The organism is Salicibibacter halophilus (assembly GCF_006740705.1).
Classification (GTDB): domain Bacteria; phylum Bacillota; class Bacilli; order Bacillales; family Marinococcaceae; genus Salicibibacter; species Salicibibacter halophilus.
In genome coordinates, this window is the sequence record NZ_CP035485.1 from 2511050 (window position 1) to 2528884 (window position 17835).

The following is a 17835-nucleotide window of genomic DNA, read 5'->3' on the forward strand; positions in this document are numbered from 1 at the left end:
TTAAAACATACCCGAAGTCCTCCGGGTTTGTAAGAAATGGGTCAAGTTGCTAAAATAAATGATATAGTGTGTACAAATCAAGGTGCCTGCCAAAAATAAAGATAAATTATTCTTGGTGCGAGAGGACGATGATGATAGCATGATCGGTTTAATTAAAAAGGTCATTGGTGATACGGACCAACGAAAAACGAAGAAAATGCAAAAAACCGTCGATGAAATCGAGGGGTATGCAGATGAGATGAAATTGCTTTCAGACACGGATTTGGCCGCGAAAACCGAAAACTTCAAGGCCCGTTACGACGGTGGAGAGGACTTGGAAAGTCTCCTGCCTGAAGCATTCGCTGTTGTACGGGAAGCGTCGACTCGTATTCTCGGTCTCACGCCTTACCCGGTTCAATTGTTAGGGGCGATTGTGCTCCATCACGGGGATACTGCGGAAATGAAAACCGGGGAAGGAAAAACATTGGTGGCAACGATGCCGGTGTATTTAAATGCTTTGACCGGGCGCGGGGTTCACATCGTTACCGTGAACGATTATCTGGCGCGTCGGGACAGTGAAGATATGGGACGCCTTTATAACTTTCTGGGCTTAACGGTTGGCCTGAACGAAAAAGGCATGTCCAAAGATGAAAAACGCGAAGCGTATGCTTGTGACGTTATGTATGGAACAAACAATGAGTTTGGCTTTGATTATTTGCGTGACAACATGGTGCTCTATCCGGAGCAAATGGTCCAACGGAAGCTCCATTATGCCATTGTCGACGAAGTGGATTCCATTCTCATTGACGAAGCGCGAACACCACTGATCATCTCCGGGTCGGTAGAGCAATCCACGGATATGTACGTACAAGCGGATGGATTCGTGCGCTTATTAAAAGAAGAGGACGATTACACGTACGAAGAGTCATCGAAAAATGTCCGCCTAACGGAAGAAGGTGTCAATAAGGCGGAAAACTATTTTAATCTGAGTAACTTATTCGAACAGGGAAATGTTCAACTGACACACAATATTAACCAGTCCCTCAAAGCCCATCGCGCGATGCAACGCGACGATGATTACGTCGTGGAAGACGGAGATGTTGTGATTGTCGACTCATTCACCGGAAGGCTCATGAAAGGCCGCCGCTATGGGGATGGCTTACATCAGGCAATTGAAGCGAAAGAACAACTTCCGATCAAAAAAGAAAGCATGACACTTGCTTCCATCACGTTTCAAAACTTTTTCCGGATGTACCAAAAACTTGCCGGCATGACCGGGACGGCCAAAACAGAGGAAGAGGAGTTCCAAAATATTTACAATATGAACGTGATCTCCATTCCGACCAACGAGCCGATTGTCAGGGAGGACAGGGCCGATCTCATCTACAAAACGATGGATGCGAAGTTCAAAGCCGTTGCGGATGACATAAAGGAAATAAATCAAAGAGGGCAGCCGGTACTTGTGGGGACGGCAAGCGTTGATACTTCTGAGTACGTGTCAAAGTTATTAAAGAAGAGAAGGGTCCCCCACGACGTTTTAAACGCTAAACACCATGCCAATGAAGCGGAAATCATTAAAAATGCCGGTCAAAAAAATGCGGTTACGATCGCCACGAATATGGCCGGCCGCGGAACGGACATTAAATTGGGAGATGGCGTTCCCGACCTTGGCGGTTTATTTGTCATTGGCACGGAACGTCATGAAAGCCGGCGGATTGATAACCAATTACGCGGCCGTTCCGGACGCCAGGGCGACCCCGGGGTTTCGCAATTTTACCTGTCGATGGAAGATGTTCTCATGCGCCGATTCGGTTCGGAAAACATGCAAAACATGTTGAATAAAATGGGCATGGAAGAGGACACCCCTTTGGAAAGCCGCATGGTAAGCCGTGCCGTTGAACAAGCGCAAAAACGCGTGGAAGGGCATAACTTCGATGCGCGTAAGCAAATTCTTGAATATGATGATGTCATGCGCGAACAACGGGATATCATTTATGAACAACGGATGGAAGTTTTGGAATCGGAAAACCTGGAAGAGATCGTTCAGGGCATGATTCACAACGTGGTGGATCGAACCATTGCCCGTTTCACTTCGGAAGAAGAAGTGCCGGAAGACTGGGACTTGGCCGGTTTAGTGGCGGAGCTGAACGCGATGGTTCTATATAGTGGCGACATTACACAAAATGATTTGTACGGTTTGGAACAGGATGAAATTCAGGAACTCGTTAAAGGAAAAGCTGCGGCCAATTACAAAGCAAAAGAAGCAGAGATTGGCGAAGAAAAAATGCGTGAATTTGAAAAGGTCATTATGTTGAGGGCCGTTGATCGCAAATGGATGAATCATATTGACCAGATGGACCAGCTTCGCCAAGGCATTCACTTGCGGGCATATGGACAAAGCAATCCGCTTAGGGATTATCGATTTGAAGGATATAACATGTTTGAAGACATGGTTGCCAGCATTGAAGAAGAAGTCTCCCGATATGCGATTAAAGCACGTTTGAAGAATAACATGGAGCGAGAAGCAGTAGCCGATGAAAGTAAGTCGAAAGCTGTGCACGGAAACAATAACAAAGAAGAAGAGAAGAAGAAAAAACAACCGATTCGGAAAGCGAAACAAGCGGGAAGAAACGAACCATGTCCGTGCGGAAGCGGAAAAAAATACAAACATTGCTGTGGAGCTCAGGGAGCTTAATCGCTGAGCATGCATAGCATGGAAAAGAGGCTGAGAGAATGGATAGTGCCGAAATAAAAACGGAATTTACGACAATGGCGAATCGTCTCGCGGAATTTAGGGGGTCTCTTTGACCTTGAAGCGAAAGAAAGCAGAATTAAAGAACTGGAAGAAGAAATGACGTTTCCCGGCTTTTGGGATAATCCAGATGCCTCCAAAGAAGTGATTGACGAGACCAATGCACTAAAAGAAACCGCTCATACGTTTAGAGAGTTGGAAGAAGAACTGGAAAATTTAAAGGTGACCCAGGAACTGTTACAGGAAGAAGAGGATGAAGAATTGCGGGAGGATCTGGAACAAGGGATTCGCTCACTTTCCGAAAAGATCAATCAGTTTGAGTTGAAAATGCTGCTTTCGGATCCACACGATGAAAAAGACGCGATCCTTGAGATACATCCCGGGGCCGGTGGCACGGAATCCCAAGATTGGGCGCAAATGCTTCTTCGCATGTACACTCGTTGGGCTGAAAAACGTAAGTTTAAAGTGGAAAAGCTTAACTATTTGCCAGGGGACGAAGCAGGCTTAAAAAGTGTCACGTTGCTCATTAAAGGGCAAGATGCTTATGGTCATTTAAAAGCAGAGAAAGGGGTCCACCGATTGGTGCGCATTTCCCCTTTTGATTCGTCAGGACGACGCCATACGTCTTTCGCTTCCTGTGAAGTGATGCCGGAAATGGACGAAGATGTGAATATCGAAGTGGCTGCCGAAGACTTGAAAATTGATACGTATCGCGCAAGCGGTGCCGGGGGGCAGCACGTGAACACGACGGACTCTGCCGTACGAATTACTCATATTCCGACGAACACGGTTGTGCAATGCCAAAATGAACGCTCCCAAATCAAAAATCGTGAACATGCCATGAAAATGCTAAGAGCCCGTCTTTATCAACAGGAACTTGAACGGCAACAACAAGAGTTGGATGAACTGCGCGGCAACCAAAGTGAAATTGGTTGGGGCAGCCAGATACGTTCTTATGTTTTCCACCCTTATAATATGGTGAAGGATCATCGGACCAATTATGAAGTCGGGAATTCGGAGGCTGTCATGGACGGGGCGATTGATGTTTTCATTGATGCATACTTGCGTTCGAGAATAACATAAGCGTGCAAGAGACTTCATGCATTCGCATTAGGGGAGGCAACCGGGTTTCTGAAGATGGAAATGGAGGGTTTGGATGAAGCGGAAAAAGCGGCGTGAGCCGGCACAAGGTTCGGCGCGATCGCTCATAAATGTGCTGCTCGTTTTAAGCGGTTCGGCAATTGTGGCAATCGCATTTAATTTGTTTTTATTGCCGAATGCAATCGCTTCGGGAGGATTGAGCGGTTTTGCCACTATTGTGTATCAAGTGTTCGGCCTTGCTCCGCACATTACCCTTTACGCCTTGAATATCCCCCTGTTTCTTTTGGGAATGCTCTTACTCGGCGGATTTAGATACGGGGGGGATGACATTAATAGGAACATTATTCCTCCCATTTGTCGTTTTTTTGACACAAAATTGGACGCCTTTAACAACAGAGCCTCTACTGGCAGCGATTTTTGGCGGTGTCGGTGTCGGAACAGGGCTCGGTCTCGTTTTTCGTTCAGGTGCTTCCACCGGCGGCACCGATTTGGCGGCTCAAATCATCCATAAATATACCGGTGTTTCTCTCGGTTCAGGCGTTTTTATCATGGATGGGCTAATCGTTGCAATGGCGGCAATTGCGTTCAGTTTTGAATTTGCGCTGTTTGCACTCATCGGGCTTTTCATCACCGGTAAGACAATTGACATTGTACAAACAGGTTTTGGTTATGATAAAATCGCTTTCATAATTACGGAAGAACAGGGAAAGATAAAAGAAGCCATTTTAAATGATGTCGACCGTGGAGTCACTAAACTCCAGGCATTTGGAGGCTATACGGAAGACGAACGGCCGGTGCTTATGTGTGTGGTGAATCGCAATGAAATTCCTTTGTTGCGGCAAGTCGTGCAAAACATCGACCGTGATGCGTTCATAGTCGTTTCCAACGCCACGGAAGTGCTTGGTCGTGGTTTTAAAATGGACTAAATCGTGTATAATAAATGGAGCGTCAATCCTAACGCGGACCCGCACGATAATTGAGGAGGATCATCATGAAAAAAGCAATGTTAGTGTTAGGCACAGCGATTTTTATCATCGGCGGCTGTAATGGACAAGCTGGTGAAGAACAAGAACCGCCAGGTGATAACAATGGTGGAAATGGCGGCGCCGAAGAAGAAGCAGAAGATGAAGAAGAAAATGGCGAAACCGTTGATGCCGGCGAAGGAATGGATCTGTATGAAGAGAACTGCATGAGTTGCCACGGCGGGGACTTGGAAGGCGGTTCCGGTCCGGCGCTTGATGGATATAGCGCTGACGATGTTCGCGCTGCGATTGAAGAAGGGCCCGGTTCCATGCCGGAAGATCTTGTTACCGGCGACGACGCTGATGCCGTTGCGCAATACGTAGAAGAAGAAGGCTAAGTTTGATAAAGATGACGTCCTACCGATAGCGGCAGGGCGTTTTTTTATGGCCTACTGTACGCCGGTGCTGGCATTTAGCGCTCCATGTCGATATTAGTCCTATTATAAGCTGATTAGTTGTAAGTTGTTTGAAATAAAACTGTAATGATGCACATCTTTTCCTAAGATGAAAAAATGATATAATATGACTTGGGTTTTATGTGGAGATTTGTCGAAAACCGTCAGATTAAGGATATTTTGGGTGTGAGAGATTTGATCGACATGAAAAAAGTGAAAAAAACCTATCGTAGCGGTGTCCAAGCTTTAAATGACATTAACATACATATTGGCAAAGAGGAATTTGTGTACGTTGTCGGCCCAAGCGGTGCCGGAAAATCAACAATTATTAAGTTAATCATTCGCGAGGTCAAGCCAACGGAAGGAAGCGTTCACATAAATGGGACAAACCTGGACGATCTCAGGAAAAAACAAATTCCATATTTGCGGCGGAAAATCGGTGTTGTGTTTCAAGATTTTAAGTTGTTTCCCAACATATCCGTTTTTGAAAATATAGCTTTTGCTCTCGAGGTTATCGAAACGCCTCGTGACCGTATTAAACCACGTGTAATGGAAGTGTTGGATCTTGTAAAGTTAAAAGATAAAGCACGTTATAAACCGCGTGAATTATCCGGCGGGGAACAACAAAGAGTGGCTATTGGAAGAGCGGTCGTAAACAAACCGGCCATCCTGATCGCGGATGAACCGACTGGAAATCTCGACCCCGAAACGGCGTGGAGCATCATGGGAACGTTGGAAGACATCAATTATTGGGGTACAACCGTTGTGATGGCGACCCACAACAGCCACATTGTCAATCATTTAAAAAAACGTGTGATTGCCATCGATAGTGGAAATATTGTCCGAGACGAATCGCGGGGTGCTTACAGCTATGAAGCGTAGCACCCTTGTGCGGCACGTGAGAGAAGGGTTTAAAAACATCAGCAGAAACGGGTGGATGAGCTTTGCGTCCATTAGTGCCGTGACAATTATGCTGCTTGTCGTTGGAACGTTTGCCTTGTTGATTTTAAACATGAACCACTTAGTCTCCGATGTTGAAAACGATGTTGAAATCCGCGCTTTCTTGGAAATGGAAACGGAAGAAGATGAGCAGGCGGCAGTGATGCAAGACATTGCAAGCGCCAATGCCGTGCAGGAGGTTTCTTACCTTGACAAGGAGGATGGGCTGGATCAGTTTATCGACAGTCTCGGTTCTGAAGGCGCGGTTTATGAAAGCATTCGTGAGGAGAATCCACTGAACGATGCTCTAGTGATCGAGACGACTGAACCGGAATTTACGGAAGCTGTGGCAAATGCCGTAAATGAATATGCTGAAATTGAAACGGTCGAATACGGAGAATCGATTCTTACGCAATTGTTCACGGTCACAAATTATGTGCGAGTGATCGGAGCTGCTTTAATTATCGGTTTGTTGTTTACATCTATATTCCTGATTTCAAACACGATTAAACTTACAATTATCTCCCGCAAAGATGAGATTGAAATTATGAAACTTGTAGGAGCGACGAACAAGTTCGTGCGCACCCCCTTTTTTGTTGAAGGGTTGTTAATCGGGACGATCGGCGCTTTAATCCCGGTGGCGAGTCTTATGGCAGGGTATGTCTATCTCCATGATTTTTTTGATAACCAGCTGCCTTTTATTACAATGGTTGAGCCTTTTCCAATGGTTTGGCAATTGTCACTTGTATTGCTGGGCCTTAGCGTTCTCGTTGGCATTTGGGGAAGTCAAATGTCTGTGCGTAAATTCTTGAAAGTTTAGTGATGGAAGGGTATTGGATATGAAAATAAAAAAAACAATAGTAGTTGGATCAGCTATTTTGTTCGGCTTATCCGGTTGGCTGCAATCAACTTATGTTGGACATGCAGCCTCCATCAATGATTTGGAAGATGAATTGGAGGACATCCGTGAATCCCAACAAGAGGCGGAGAATGAAGCGGGAGAGACGGAAGAGGATTTAGAAGCGGTTGAGGAAGAGTTGGCAGACATTGAAGCAGAGATTCGTGAAATAGATGAAGAAATGTCCGTCACGGTTGAAGAAATCGGAGACAAAGAATCGGAAATTGCTGAACTAGAGGAAGAAAACGAGCAATTAGAAGAAAAAATATCAGAGCTTGAGGAACGTATCGAAGAACGGGATGAAGTGTTGAAGGAACGAGCCGTCATCCTTTACCAGAATGGCAATGGAACAGTCGAATACATAGAAGTTTTGCTTGGAGCGCAAAGTTTTGGGGATTTTATAGAGCGAATACGCACCCTTTCAACGATTGCCGAACAAGATCAGGAAATTCTCGATGAGCACATTGCCGACCATGAGCAATTGGAAGAAAATCAAAAAACGGTTGAAGAAAATCTAGCAACCTTGGAAACGCATCTATCAGAATTGGAAAACTTACAAGCAAACTTGGATGAGCAAATGGAAGATAAAGAAACGGTGATGGATGGGCTTGATGAAGAGCAGCGTCAGTTGCTTGACGATCTGGAAGAAATCGAAAACGAAGAGGAAATCTTGCATCAACAGGAGATTGCTAAAGAGAATGAAATCGAACGGGAAGAAGAGCGAGAAAGAGAGCGAGAAAGAGAGCGAGAACGACAAGCTGAAGAAGAAACAGCAGAAGCTGAAGAAGAAGAAGAGGAAGAGAGCCAATCCGAAGCTGAAGTCTCCGATGATTCCGGAAACAATGAAGAAAATGCAAGTGAATCCGGGGACAGCGAAGGGGCGTCTTCTTCCGATTCACAGGAAGATAATGCTACCACCGCGAGTGTCAGTAGTTCCGGTTCCAACGACGCAGGTGGAAGCGGCACACTGGCGAGGCCGGCATCAGGTCCATTGACCTCAGAATATGGTCCAAGAGGGGGCGGATGCATAATGGGATTGACATTGGCGGTTCGGGTGTGCCGGTTAATTCTTCCGAATCAGGGGAAGTCAGCTACGTCGGATATATGAGCGGTTATGGAAATACCGTGATGGTTACGCACCAAATAGATGGACAAACGATCACGACATTGTATGCCCACCTGGCATCCTCCAATGTATCCGTCGGTGATTCGGTCAGCCGCTCGGAACAAATCGGCATCATGGGGAATACAGGAAATACGACAGGCCCGCACTTGCACTTCGAGGTGCATGAAGGTGGCTGGGAAGGATCAGGCGTGAATACGGTCGATCCGATGAACTATCTATAAGTTTAAAGAATAATCGAGCGGAAATCAGTCTCCCGCTCGATTTTTTGGTGTTAATGGATCCGAGGATCGTTTATTTTTTGTCTCGCCCATAAAAATGTGTTTAAATGGGAGAAAGAAACATAGCATATGCAAAAGAAGGGCGACACCTGGAAAAAGGCTAAATGATAGAGAAGTCGTTGTTTCCGAGATAGACTGGGCAGTGCCAAAAGCTGAGATCGAGGTGGGCAGTATGAATATTAGCGGAAAGTGGCTCGTTATCTTAGCGAGTGCGGTTATCATAGCCGGGTCCGGCGGGGTGATCGCAGGGGTCTCCATCGGCGAAGAGGGACAAGAGCAAAATGCCGCTTCGCAGCCGGATAGAGATAACGGAGAAATGTCATCTGAAGAAGGCTGGGAGAAAGTTCATCAAGCGCATGACTTGATTGTGGAACAATACATCGACGATGTTGACGAAAGTAGCTTGTACGAAGGTGCCATTGAAGGAATGTTAGACGAATTGGACGATCCTTATTCTGTCTATATGGATCAGGAAACGGCAGGGCAGTTTGAGGAATCCTTAGATAGTGAATTCGAGGGCATCGGTGCGGAAGTGAATATGGTGAATGAAAATGTAACGATTGTATCTCCAATTCAAGGATCACCGGCAGAGGAAGCCGGTTTGATGCCGGACGACCAAATCTTGGAGATAGATGGCAACTCAACGGAAGGTCAATCTTTGAATGAAGCAGTCATGGACATACGCGGGGAACAGGGTACTTCCGTTGCTTTGACAATTGACCGCCCATCGGCTTCCGACCCGTTTGAAGTTGAAGTGGAACGTGACGCGATTCCAATGGAGTCAGTTGAAAGCCGAACGATTGATCGAGAGGGAGAAACAATCGGTTTGCTCGAGATTATTTCTTTCTCTACGGATACAGCCCAGGAATTTGAAGATGAATTGAACGCTTTGGAATCTGAAGGCATTGATGGATTGCTCATCGATGTTCGTGATAATCCGGGCGGTTACTTGAACAGTGTTCAGGATATCGGCAGTTTACTGCTTCCTGAAGGGGAAACGATCGTACAAATTGAACAACCTGATGGAGAGGTAATGGCGACCCCTTCTACACTCGAAGAAGAAAAAGACTATCCAATGGCTGTGCTTATTAATCAAGGTAGTGCTTCTGCATCGGAAATATTGGCAGCTGCCCTTAATGAAGCAGGTGGGCACGCGCTTATTGGGGAAACAACGTTTGGAAAAGGCACTGTCCAACAAGGATACCAATTTGACGATGGCAGTGAAATGAATTTATCCATGTCGAGATGGTTAACATCGGATGGCAACACTATTCATGAAGATGGTGTGGAGCCGACGATCGAGGAAAGCCAACCGGATTATTTCTATACGGCCGCGCTTGCTGTAGATGAAACGCTCACGTTCGATGACAACAATGATCAAGTGAGCAACGCGCAATATATTTTAGAGGGATTAGGTTTTGATCCGGGCAGAACCGATGGATATTTTGATGAACAAACGGAAGAAGCGGTGGCAGATTTCCAGCAACAGGCGGAGGACCTGGAGGAAAACGGAGAGATTGATGAAGAAACCGCACAACACCTTCATAGCGCAATCGTGGACGAGATTCGTGAAGATGAAAATGATCAACAACTTGATACAGCCATTGACCATTTAATTAGTGAGGTCTCTTAAAGCCAGGAAAAAGCAGGAAGTATAACACTTCGTGCCGAAATACATCCTCAGCATTTGGGTGTATTTCTCTTTTTTATTCTATATTTTATACTATTGGAAAGGATAAATTGATAAAATGATCGTATAAGAAAGACATGGACGCTCCCGTTATTGACGGGTAGTCAAGTTTTTCAATTCTTTTACCGTTTACTAAAGGGGATCAAATGATGGATCATTGGTTTATAGATCTATTGATGGGGATAGGGAGTTTCTTTATTCATCCGTTAACATATATCGGCTTGTTGGCCATGGTATGGATTGGCTACCGTCGCTTAAAAAGAGAAAGAAAAATGTTTCATACGTCCACGGGTCCCGTTGGGAAAGACGTTTTTCATCGTCTATTGCCGGGGGTTTTGGCAGGGATAGTTCTATCGGTTGCCGCGGTGGCTTCCGGCATTGTGCTTACCCCGGAATTCCTTTTGATAACGACAGTGACTTATCTTGTGCTGATTGTTATTGGCGGCGCGGGATTTGCCTCTCCTGCGTATGCACTGGGGTTGGCTTTCCTCCTATCCTATCTTCTTCCTTCCGGATGGACAACGCCAGTAGATCCGTTGCCCGTCCTTATGTTTATCGCCGCCTTCGTGCTCGTTGAAGGGGTATTCATGCACACGCAGTCCAAACGCGAGCAGTATTCACCGCTCCGCCTGCGCAGCAAAAGAGGGAAATGGATCGGGGGTCAACGACTCGATCGAATGTGGCTCGTCCCCGTATGCCTATTCATTCCCGGAGACACGTTCCCGGCAGAAGGTTGGTGGCCGCTGTTCCCCGTAGCGGAGGACATATCTTTACTGCTGGTGCCTTTTCTTGTTGGATTTCGGCTAACGGCTGTCGGCCAACTCATGAGAATAAAAGTCAAAGAGGCCGGAACAAGAGTAATTGGATTCGGTGTACTGGTTGCGATTGGCACTGTTATATTTATGTTGCTTTCGGAATGGACATGGTTGCCGGTCTTGCTTGTCGCCATCTTGGGCAGGGTTCTTTTGCAAGTGTACGAGTACGTTAGTGATCGTTTGAAAGATCATTATTTTGTCCCCCGGAACGAGGGAGTCATCATTCTCAGTGTTTTACCCGGCTCCCCGGGTGAAAAGATGGGCCTTCTCCCTGGAGAAATGGTGACGAAAGTGCATGGAGATCCCGTCCACACGGAATGGAGTTTTTACCAAGCATTACAGATTAATCCGGCATATGGCCGTATTGAAGTAATCGATGCCAATGGGGAACGAAGGGTGGAGAAAGCAGCGCTGTACGACAATCAACACCATGAGCTGGGTTTGTTATTTTTGCATCCTCATGAGGAACAATGGCAAGGTGAATAGATGGTGGCATAAACCTTCCGGGAAAAGGCATTGGAAATGATCACTGCCATGCTCGGAAGGCTTTTTATGGCCAACAGAAGCAAATAAATGTTCGGTTTTCTCCAGAGTGTGTTATAATAAACAATAAAGGAATGGTACTGCCAGCGAAGGAGGGTGAACGTTGACACAAACGTTTTCACTTGAATCTGCTTATCAACCCGAAGGAGATCAACCTGAAGCGATAAAAAAAATTACGGAAGGAATAAAAGCGGGCGATAAACACCAAGTGTTGTTGGGAGCAACCGGAACCGGCAAAACATTTACGATGTCAAACGTGATCCGGGAAGTCAACAAACCGACGCTTGTCATGGCTCACAATAAAACGCTCGCCGGCCAATTATACAGTGAATTTAAATCATTGTTTCCCAATAATGCCGTAGAGTACTTCGTCAGTTATTACGATTACTATCAACCGGAAGCATATGTCCCGCAGTCGGATACATTTATTGAAAAAGACGCCAGCATCAATGATGAAATAGACAAACTCCGGCACTCCGCGACGAGCGCGTTATTTGAACGCAATGATGTCATCATCATCGCCAGCGTCTCATGTATCTATGGGCTGGGGTCGCCGGAAGAATACCGCGAGTTGGTGGTTTCACTTCGTACCGGGATCGAAAAAGGAAGAGATGAACTTTTAAATGATCTCGTCGATGTGCAATATGACCGTAACGACATTAATTTTACGAGAGGGACTTTCCGTGTGCGCGGGGATGTTGTGGAAATTTTTCCTGCTTCCCGGGATGAACACTGCATTCGCGTGGAATTTTTCGGCGACGAGATTGATCGCATGACCGAAGTGGACGCATTAACAGGAGAAGTGCTTGGTGAACGCAACCATGTTGCGATTTTCCCGGCTTCCCACTTCGTTACGCGCGAACAAAAAATGAAAAAAGCAATCGTCAATATTGAACAAGAGCTGGCTGAACGCCTCCAAGAATTTAAAAACCAGGACAAGTTGTTGGAAGCGCAGCGGCTGGAACAGCGGACCCGTTATGACATTGAAATGATGCAGGAAATGGGCTTTTGCTCCGGAATCGAAAACTATTCCCGGCATTTAACGTTTCGCGAACCGGGCGAGGCGCCGTTTACGTTACTGGACTATTTTCCGGACGATTTTCTTATGATTATCGACGAATCGCACGCAACGTTGCCGCAAGTAAGGGGAATGTACAATGGGGACCGTGCGCGAAAACAAGTGTTGGTCGACCATGGATTTCGGCTGCCTTCAGCGATGGACAACCGTCCGTTGAAATTCGAGGAGTTTGAAAAGCGAGTGTCACAAGCAGTGTATGTATCCGCGACCCCTGGACCTTATGAGCAAGAGAAAGCGCCGGAGGTTGTCGAACAGATTATCCGCCCGACCGGATTGCTTGACCCTAAAGTGAACGTGCGGCCAATCGAAGGGCAGATCGATGATTTAATCGGGGAGATTAACGAACGGCAGGAAAAAAATGAACGTGTGTTAGTGACGACGCTTACGAAGAAAATGGCGGAAGATCTGACGGACTATTTAAAAGAAGTCGGCATTAAAGTAAAATATTTACACTCCGATATTAAAACGCTGGACCGTTTGGAGATCGTTCGCCAGCTGCGTCTTGGCGAGTTTGACTGTATTGTCGGCATCAATCTTTTGCGTGAAGGGTTGGATATCCCCGAAGTTTCCCTCGTGGCGATTTTGGACGCGGATAAAGAAGGGTTTCTGCGTGCCGAACGGTCCTTAATCCAAACGATGGGACGGGCGGCACGTCATGCAGATGGCCAAGTGATCATGTATGCGGATAAGGAAACGCGCTCCATGGAAGTAGCGATAAAAGAGACGGAAAGGCGCCGAAGTATTCAAGAAGCACATAATGAAAAACATGGGATTATACCGAAAACAATTGAAAAAGCCGTGCCGCAGACGATTCAGGCTACGGTTGCCGCAGAAGATAAAGAAAGCTATGCAACGCCGCAAGATAAGCATATGACGAAAGATGAAAAGGCTCGTCTCATTGAAAAAATTGAATCGGAAATGAAAGAAGCGGCAAAATCGCTTGATTTCGAACGAGCCGCGGAGCTTCGCGATACAATGATTGAGCTGAAGGGAAAGAAAACATCATAGCAAGCACTGGAGGTCGGAAGTGCAACTAAGGCTTTCTAATAACTTCCAACCTCTCACCTCCCACCTCTAGTACAAGGAGTGACCGGAACGATGGCCAAAGATAATATCAGCATAAAAGGAGCGCGTTCCCATAACCTGAAAGGGGTAGATCTAACAATCCCCCGTGATCAGTTGATTGTTTTTACCGGGTTATCGGGTTCGGGTAAGTCATCGCTGGCGTTTGACACGATTTATGCCGAAGGGCAAAGGCGATACGTAGAATCCTTATCGTCTTATGCCCGGCAATTTTTAGGACAGATGGATAAGCCGGATGTAGATTCGATCGAAGGACTGTCCCCGGCTATCTCCATCGATCAAAAAACGACAAGCCAAAATCCGCGCTCCACAGTAGGGACGGTCACGGAGATCTATGATTATTTACGGTTATTGTTCGCACGTGTCGGGGTCCCTTATTGTCCGAACCATAACATCCCCATTACTTCGCAAAGCGTCCAGCAAATGATCGATCAATTGATGAGCTATCCCGAACGGACCCGCCTTCAAATTCTTGCTCCGTTGGAAGCCGAGCGAAAGGGAACGCATGTAAAAGTCTTTGAGGATTTAAAGAAAAAAGGATTTGTGCGCGTGCGTGTGGACGGGGAGATTCGCGATTTATCCGAAGACATCGCTTTGGAAAAAAATAAAAAGCATACTATTGAAGTCGTCATAGATCGGGTAATTATAAAAGAAGGAGTGGAGTCCCGACTCTCCGGGTCATTGGAAACAGGATTGGAACAATCGGGAGGGCGCGTGCTCATTGACGTTATTGACGGCGATGAGGTGTTGTTCAACCAACATCATGCATGCCCGTATTGCGGGTTTTCCGTTGATGAATTGGAACCGAGGTTGTTTTCTTTTAACAATCCATCGGGTGCTTGTCCAACCTGTGACGGAATTGGCTCCAAGTTGGAAACCGATGAAGAGTTGGTTATCCCAAACGAAAGCCTCACTTTGCGCCAACATGCCATTCTTCCATGGATGCCGACAAGTTCCGATTATTATCCGCAGCTGCTCGAGGCCGCCTGCGAACATTTCGGCATCGACATGGATGTTCCATTTGAGCAACTTTCCAAGCAGGATAAAAAAATTTTACTGCATGGCAATCGGAAAGAACGAATCTACTTTCGGCATGAGAATGAGTTTGGCAATGTAAGAGAACGGAAAATTTATTTTGAAGGTGTGTTGAAAAATATCTCCAGGCGGTATTATTCCACCTCTTCGGATTATACGCGGGAACAGATGGAGCAGTTTATGGTCCGGAAAGCTTGTCAAGCTTGCCAAGGCCATCGGTTAAAAGATGAAGCACTTTCCGTTTTACTTAATGGCAAGCATATCGGAGAAGTGACAGATCTATCCATTGACGGAGCCAAAGGTTATATGGATACGCTTGATTTATCCGAAAAAGAGATGCAAATTGCCCGGCTCATCATCCAGGAAATTAATAATCGGTTGGGATTTTTAAGCAATGTGGGCATTGATTATTTAACGCTAAGTCGTACGGCCGGGACCCTGTCCGGCGGTGAAGCGCAACGAATTCGGCTGGCCACCCAAATCGGCTCCGCGCTAATGGGAGTTCTCTATATTCTTGATGAACCTTCCATCGGCTTGCACCAGCGGGATAATATGCGATTAATCCGTACGCTTGAAAACATGCGCGACCTTGGGAATACAGTAATCGTCGTTGAACATGATGAAGATACGATGCTTGCGGCTGATCATATTGTGGACATCGGCCCCGGCGCCGGTGTAAACGGCGGGCATATTACTGCAGAAGGATCTCCGGAAACGATTAGTGATCAACCTGAATCTCTCACAGGCGAGTATTTGTCCGGAAAAAAATTCATTCCTTTACCGCACAGACGACGTCCTGCAACGCAGCGCAAACTTACGGTCACAGGCGCGAACGCGAATAACTTGCAAAATATCGACGTCGATATTCCGCTCGGTGTTTTTAATGTCATTACCGGTGTTTCCGGCTCCGGGAAAAGCACGCTCATCAATGATATATTACGAAAATCCCTTTCCCAGAAGTTACATCGGGCGAAAGAAAAGCCTGCGAAACACAAAGAAATCAAAGGCATTGATGAGCTCGATTTTGTCGTAAACATTGACCAGTCACCGATCGGACGAACGCCACGGTCCAATCCGGCGACGTACACCGGTGTATTTGATTATATCCGCGAGGTATTCGCCATGACGAACGAGGCGAAGGTGCGTGGTTATAAAAAGGGACGTTTCAGCTTTAATGTTAAGGGCGGCCGTTGCGAAACGTGTCGGGGAGATGGCATTATTAAGATAGAGATGCACTTTTTGCCCGATGTATACGTGGAATGTGAAGAGTGCGGCGGAAAACGTTACAACCGGGAGACGTTGGATATCCGCTACAAAGGGAAAGATATTGCGGAAGTGTTGGCAATGACCGTCGATGAAGGCGTGGATTTTTTTGAGAACATCCCTAGAATCAAACGGAAATTGCAGACGTTAAAAGACGTGGGCCTTGGGTATATTAAGCTTGGCCAACAGGCCACAACGCTTTCCGGCGGGGAAGCGCAGCGAGTGAAGTTGGCCTCCCAACTGCACAGGCGCACAACCGGGCGCTCTCTCTACATTTTGGATGAACCTACCACCGGTCTTCATATGGATGATATTCGCCGCCTATTGCAAGTATTGCAACGTCTCGTTGATAATGGAGATACAGTTATCGTCATCGAGCATAACCTGGACGTCATTAAAACGGTCGATCATATTATTGATCTTGGGCCTGAAGGTGGTGATGGCGGCGGTGAAATCGTCGCGACAGGTTCCCCCGAGACAGTCGCCGAAGCGAAACACTCTTACACCGCCCGATATTTAAAGCCAATCTTGGAGCGGGAAGAACAACGGATGGAAGCGTTGGAAAAGGATGAAGCCGTCGTTAAGTGATTTTTTTCAACTGGTCTTGGGCAGTTAATGATTGTATTAAAAAGGGAAAGCGAGGAAAAAATCATGCAAGAAGAACGTAAAATGATTCTGCAAATGGTGGAAGACGGCAAAATCAGCCCGGAAGACGGAACGAAGTTGATTAAGGCATTGTCATCGGGACAGGAAAAGGAGACGACGACAAGCTCGGCAACAACGCGAAAAAGCAAAGACGAAAGCGAAACAAAAACGTCTGATAGCACTGATTTAAGCACGAGGATAGATTGGGACGAAAGCAATCGCCACCACGATGAATCATGGAGGCAGTACCGGGAGGAACAAGGGGAAAAAGGTTCACCTTTGTCCGAAGGAGCCCGCTGGTTTACGGAATTTGTGGATTCCGCTGTTCACAAAATTAAAGAACTGGATCTCGACTTCAATTTTGGCAACGCGCAAGAAATCAATCATATTTTCCAACACACGAGCATGCAGGAGCGGACGTTTGAACTATCGTTGGAAAATGGCTCGATTGAGCTTCAACCATGGGATGAAGCAGATGGAAAAATTGAATGTAGCGCTAAAGTTTATAAGGCGGAAAACGAAGAAGATGCCCGTCGCATTTTTCTGGAAGAAACCGTTTTTGAAACCAAAGATGAAAAGCTCTGTTTTTATACGAAATCGAAAAAAATCAAATTGCAAGCCACGGTCTATGTGCCGCGCGAGCGCTTTGAAAAACTATCGTTATACACGTTTAACGGACATTTACACGTGAATGGGTTGAACAGCATATCTTTGTCGGCAAAAGCCGTAAATGGAAGTATAAACATGGAAGGCGTTCATGCCGATGTGCTTGAAGTGGAGACTGTCAATGGCCCGATTGATCTTGACGGGGGCTCCAGCCAGCGTGCCGACTTTCGCACCGTCCATGGAAGCATTGACATAAACGGGCACATCGAAGATATTGACGCCGAATCCGTGAATGGGTCCGTTAATTGCCATTTTCATGGAAGAGAAGGCGGCCATGTTTCGTTAACGGCAACGACTGGGTCTGTTTTTCTTGCTGTACCGGAAGAAATACGCACAGAAGGAAAGTTGAAAACAAATGTCGGAAATTACCATTGGAAACTCCCCAATGTGGAAGTGCTAGATGAAAAACGGGATTTTGTTCAAAAAACGTTAACGTTTGTGTCCAACCCGGATAAATCAGCGGTATTGCGTGTGGATGCCGGTACGAAAACAGGCTCCGTTTCCGTCAAAACCCATGACCGTTAATT

13 protein-coding genes and 1 pseudogene are annotated in these 17835 nt (G+C 46.4%); 13 read left to right on the forward strand and 1 reads right to left on the reverse strand.

All coding sequences use genetic code 11. The features are described from left to right. Positions 1-139 precede the first annotated feature (139 nt). Positions 140-2674, forward strand: a complete 2535-nt coding sequence (secA, locus tag EPH95_RS12235; RefSeq protein ID WP_142091602.1) for a preprotein translocase subunit SecA — start codon at positions 140-142, stop codon at positions 2672-2674. Positions 2675-2712: 38 nt separating this feature from the next. Beyond that, positions 2713-3814, forward strand: a protein-coding gene (gene prfB, locus EPH95_RS12240; RefSeq protein ID WP_142090377.1) for a peptide chain release factor 2 whose coding sequence is annotated in 2 segments (ribosomal slippage) — positions 2713-2784 and positions 2786-3814 — 1101 coding nt in all. Because the reading frame shifts where the segments join, the coding sequence is not laid out codon by codon here. A gap of 27 nt (positions 3815-3841) precedes the next feature. Here prfB and EPH95_RS19255 read toward each other — a convergent pair. Next, positions 3842-4045 carry a hypothetical protein gene (locus tag EPH95_RS19255; RefSeq protein WP_227004167.1) on the reverse strand — a complete coding sequence of 68 codons (204 nt, stop codon included), beginning with the start codon at positions 4043-4045 and terminating at the stop codon, positions 3842-3844. Between EPH95_RS19255 and EPH95_RS12245 the strand changes: the two are divergent. The 11 genes and pseudogenes from EPH95_RS12245 (at position 3975) to EPH95_RS12295 (ending at position 17833) form a co-directional block, all read left to right on the forward strand. Then, a pseudogene (locus EPH95_RS12245) lies at positions 3975-4758 on the forward strand (YitT family protein). The gene EPH95_RS19255 and the pseudogene EPH95_RS12245 sit on opposite strands and share 71 nt — an antisense overlap. Before the next feature lie 65 nt (positions 4759-4823). After that, positions 4824-5192 (forward strand): c-type cytochrome, encoded by a 369-nt coding sequence (locus tag EPH95_RS12250; RefSeq protein ID WP_142090378.1) that lies wholly within the window; start codon positions 4824-4826, stop codon positions 5190-5192. Between the two features lie 252 nt (positions 5193-5444). Further along, positions 5445-6131 carry a cell division ATP-binding protein FtsE gene (ftsE, locus tag EPH95_RS12255; RefSeq protein ID WP_142091603.1) on the forward strand — a complete coding sequence of 229 codons (687 nt, stop codon included), beginning with the start codon at positions 5445-5447 and terminating at the stop codon, positions 6129-6131. Beyond that, on the forward strand, positions 6121-7008 hold the full coding sequence (ftsX, locus tag EPH95_RS12260; RefSeq protein ID WP_142090379.1) for a permease-like cell division protein FtsX: 888 nt from the start codon (positions 6121-6123) through the stop codon (positions 7006-7008). Before ftsE ends, ftsX begins: the two co-directional genes overlap by 11 nt. A gap of 19 nt (positions 7009-7027) precedes the next feature. Continuing rightward, positions 7028-8194: a coiled-coil domain-containing protein gene (locus EPH95_RS12265; protein ID WP_142090380.1), complete on the forward strand. Its 1167-nt coding sequence runs from the start codon at positions 7028-7030 to the stop codon at positions 8192-8194. Beyond that, entirely contained in the window at positions 8110-8433 is a 324-nt protein-coding gene (locus EPH95_RS12270; RefSeq protein ID WP_142090381.1) for a M23 family metallopeptidase, read from the forward strand. The genes EPH95_RS12265 and EPH95_RS12270 overlap by 85 nt, the downstream gene beginning before the upstream one ends. A gap of 229 nt (positions 8434-8662) precedes the next feature. Next, the gene (locus EPH95_RS12275; RefSeq protein ID WP_142090382.1) at positions 8663-10123 is read left to right on the forward strand and encodes a S41 family peptidase; all 1461 of its coding nucleotides are present in this window, start codon (positions 8663-8665) and stop codon (positions 10121-10123) included. A gap of 203 nt (positions 10124-10326) precedes the next feature. Continuing rightward, the gene (locus EPH95_RS12280; protein ID WP_142090383.1) at positions 10327-11481 is read left to right on the forward strand and encodes a PDZ domain-containing protein; all 1155 of its coding nucleotides are present in this window, start codon (positions 10327-10329) and stop codon (positions 11479-11481) included. 160 nt (positions 11482-11641) lie between these two features. After that, positions 11642-13624 carry an excinuclease ABC subunit UvrB gene (gene uvrB / locus EPH95_RS12285; protein WP_142090384.1) on the forward strand — a complete coding sequence of 661 codons (1983 nt, stop codon included), beginning with the start codon at positions 11642-11644 and terminating at the stop codon, positions 13622-13624. Between the two features lie 90 nt (positions 13625-13714). Then, a complete protein-coding gene (gene uvrA, locus EPH95_RS12290) occupies positions 13715-16585 on the forward strand; it encodes an excinuclease ABC subunit UvrA (protein WP_142090385.1) in 2871 nt (956 codons plus the stop codon). A 63-nt stretch (positions 16586-16648) separates the two neighbouring features. Then, a complete protein-coding gene (locus EPH95_RS12295) occupies positions 16649-17833 on the forward strand; it encodes a DUF4097 family beta strand repeat-containing protein (protein ID WP_227003897.1) in 1185 nt (394 codons plus the stop codon). The last annotated feature ends 2 nt before the right edge of the window (positions 17834-17835 follow it).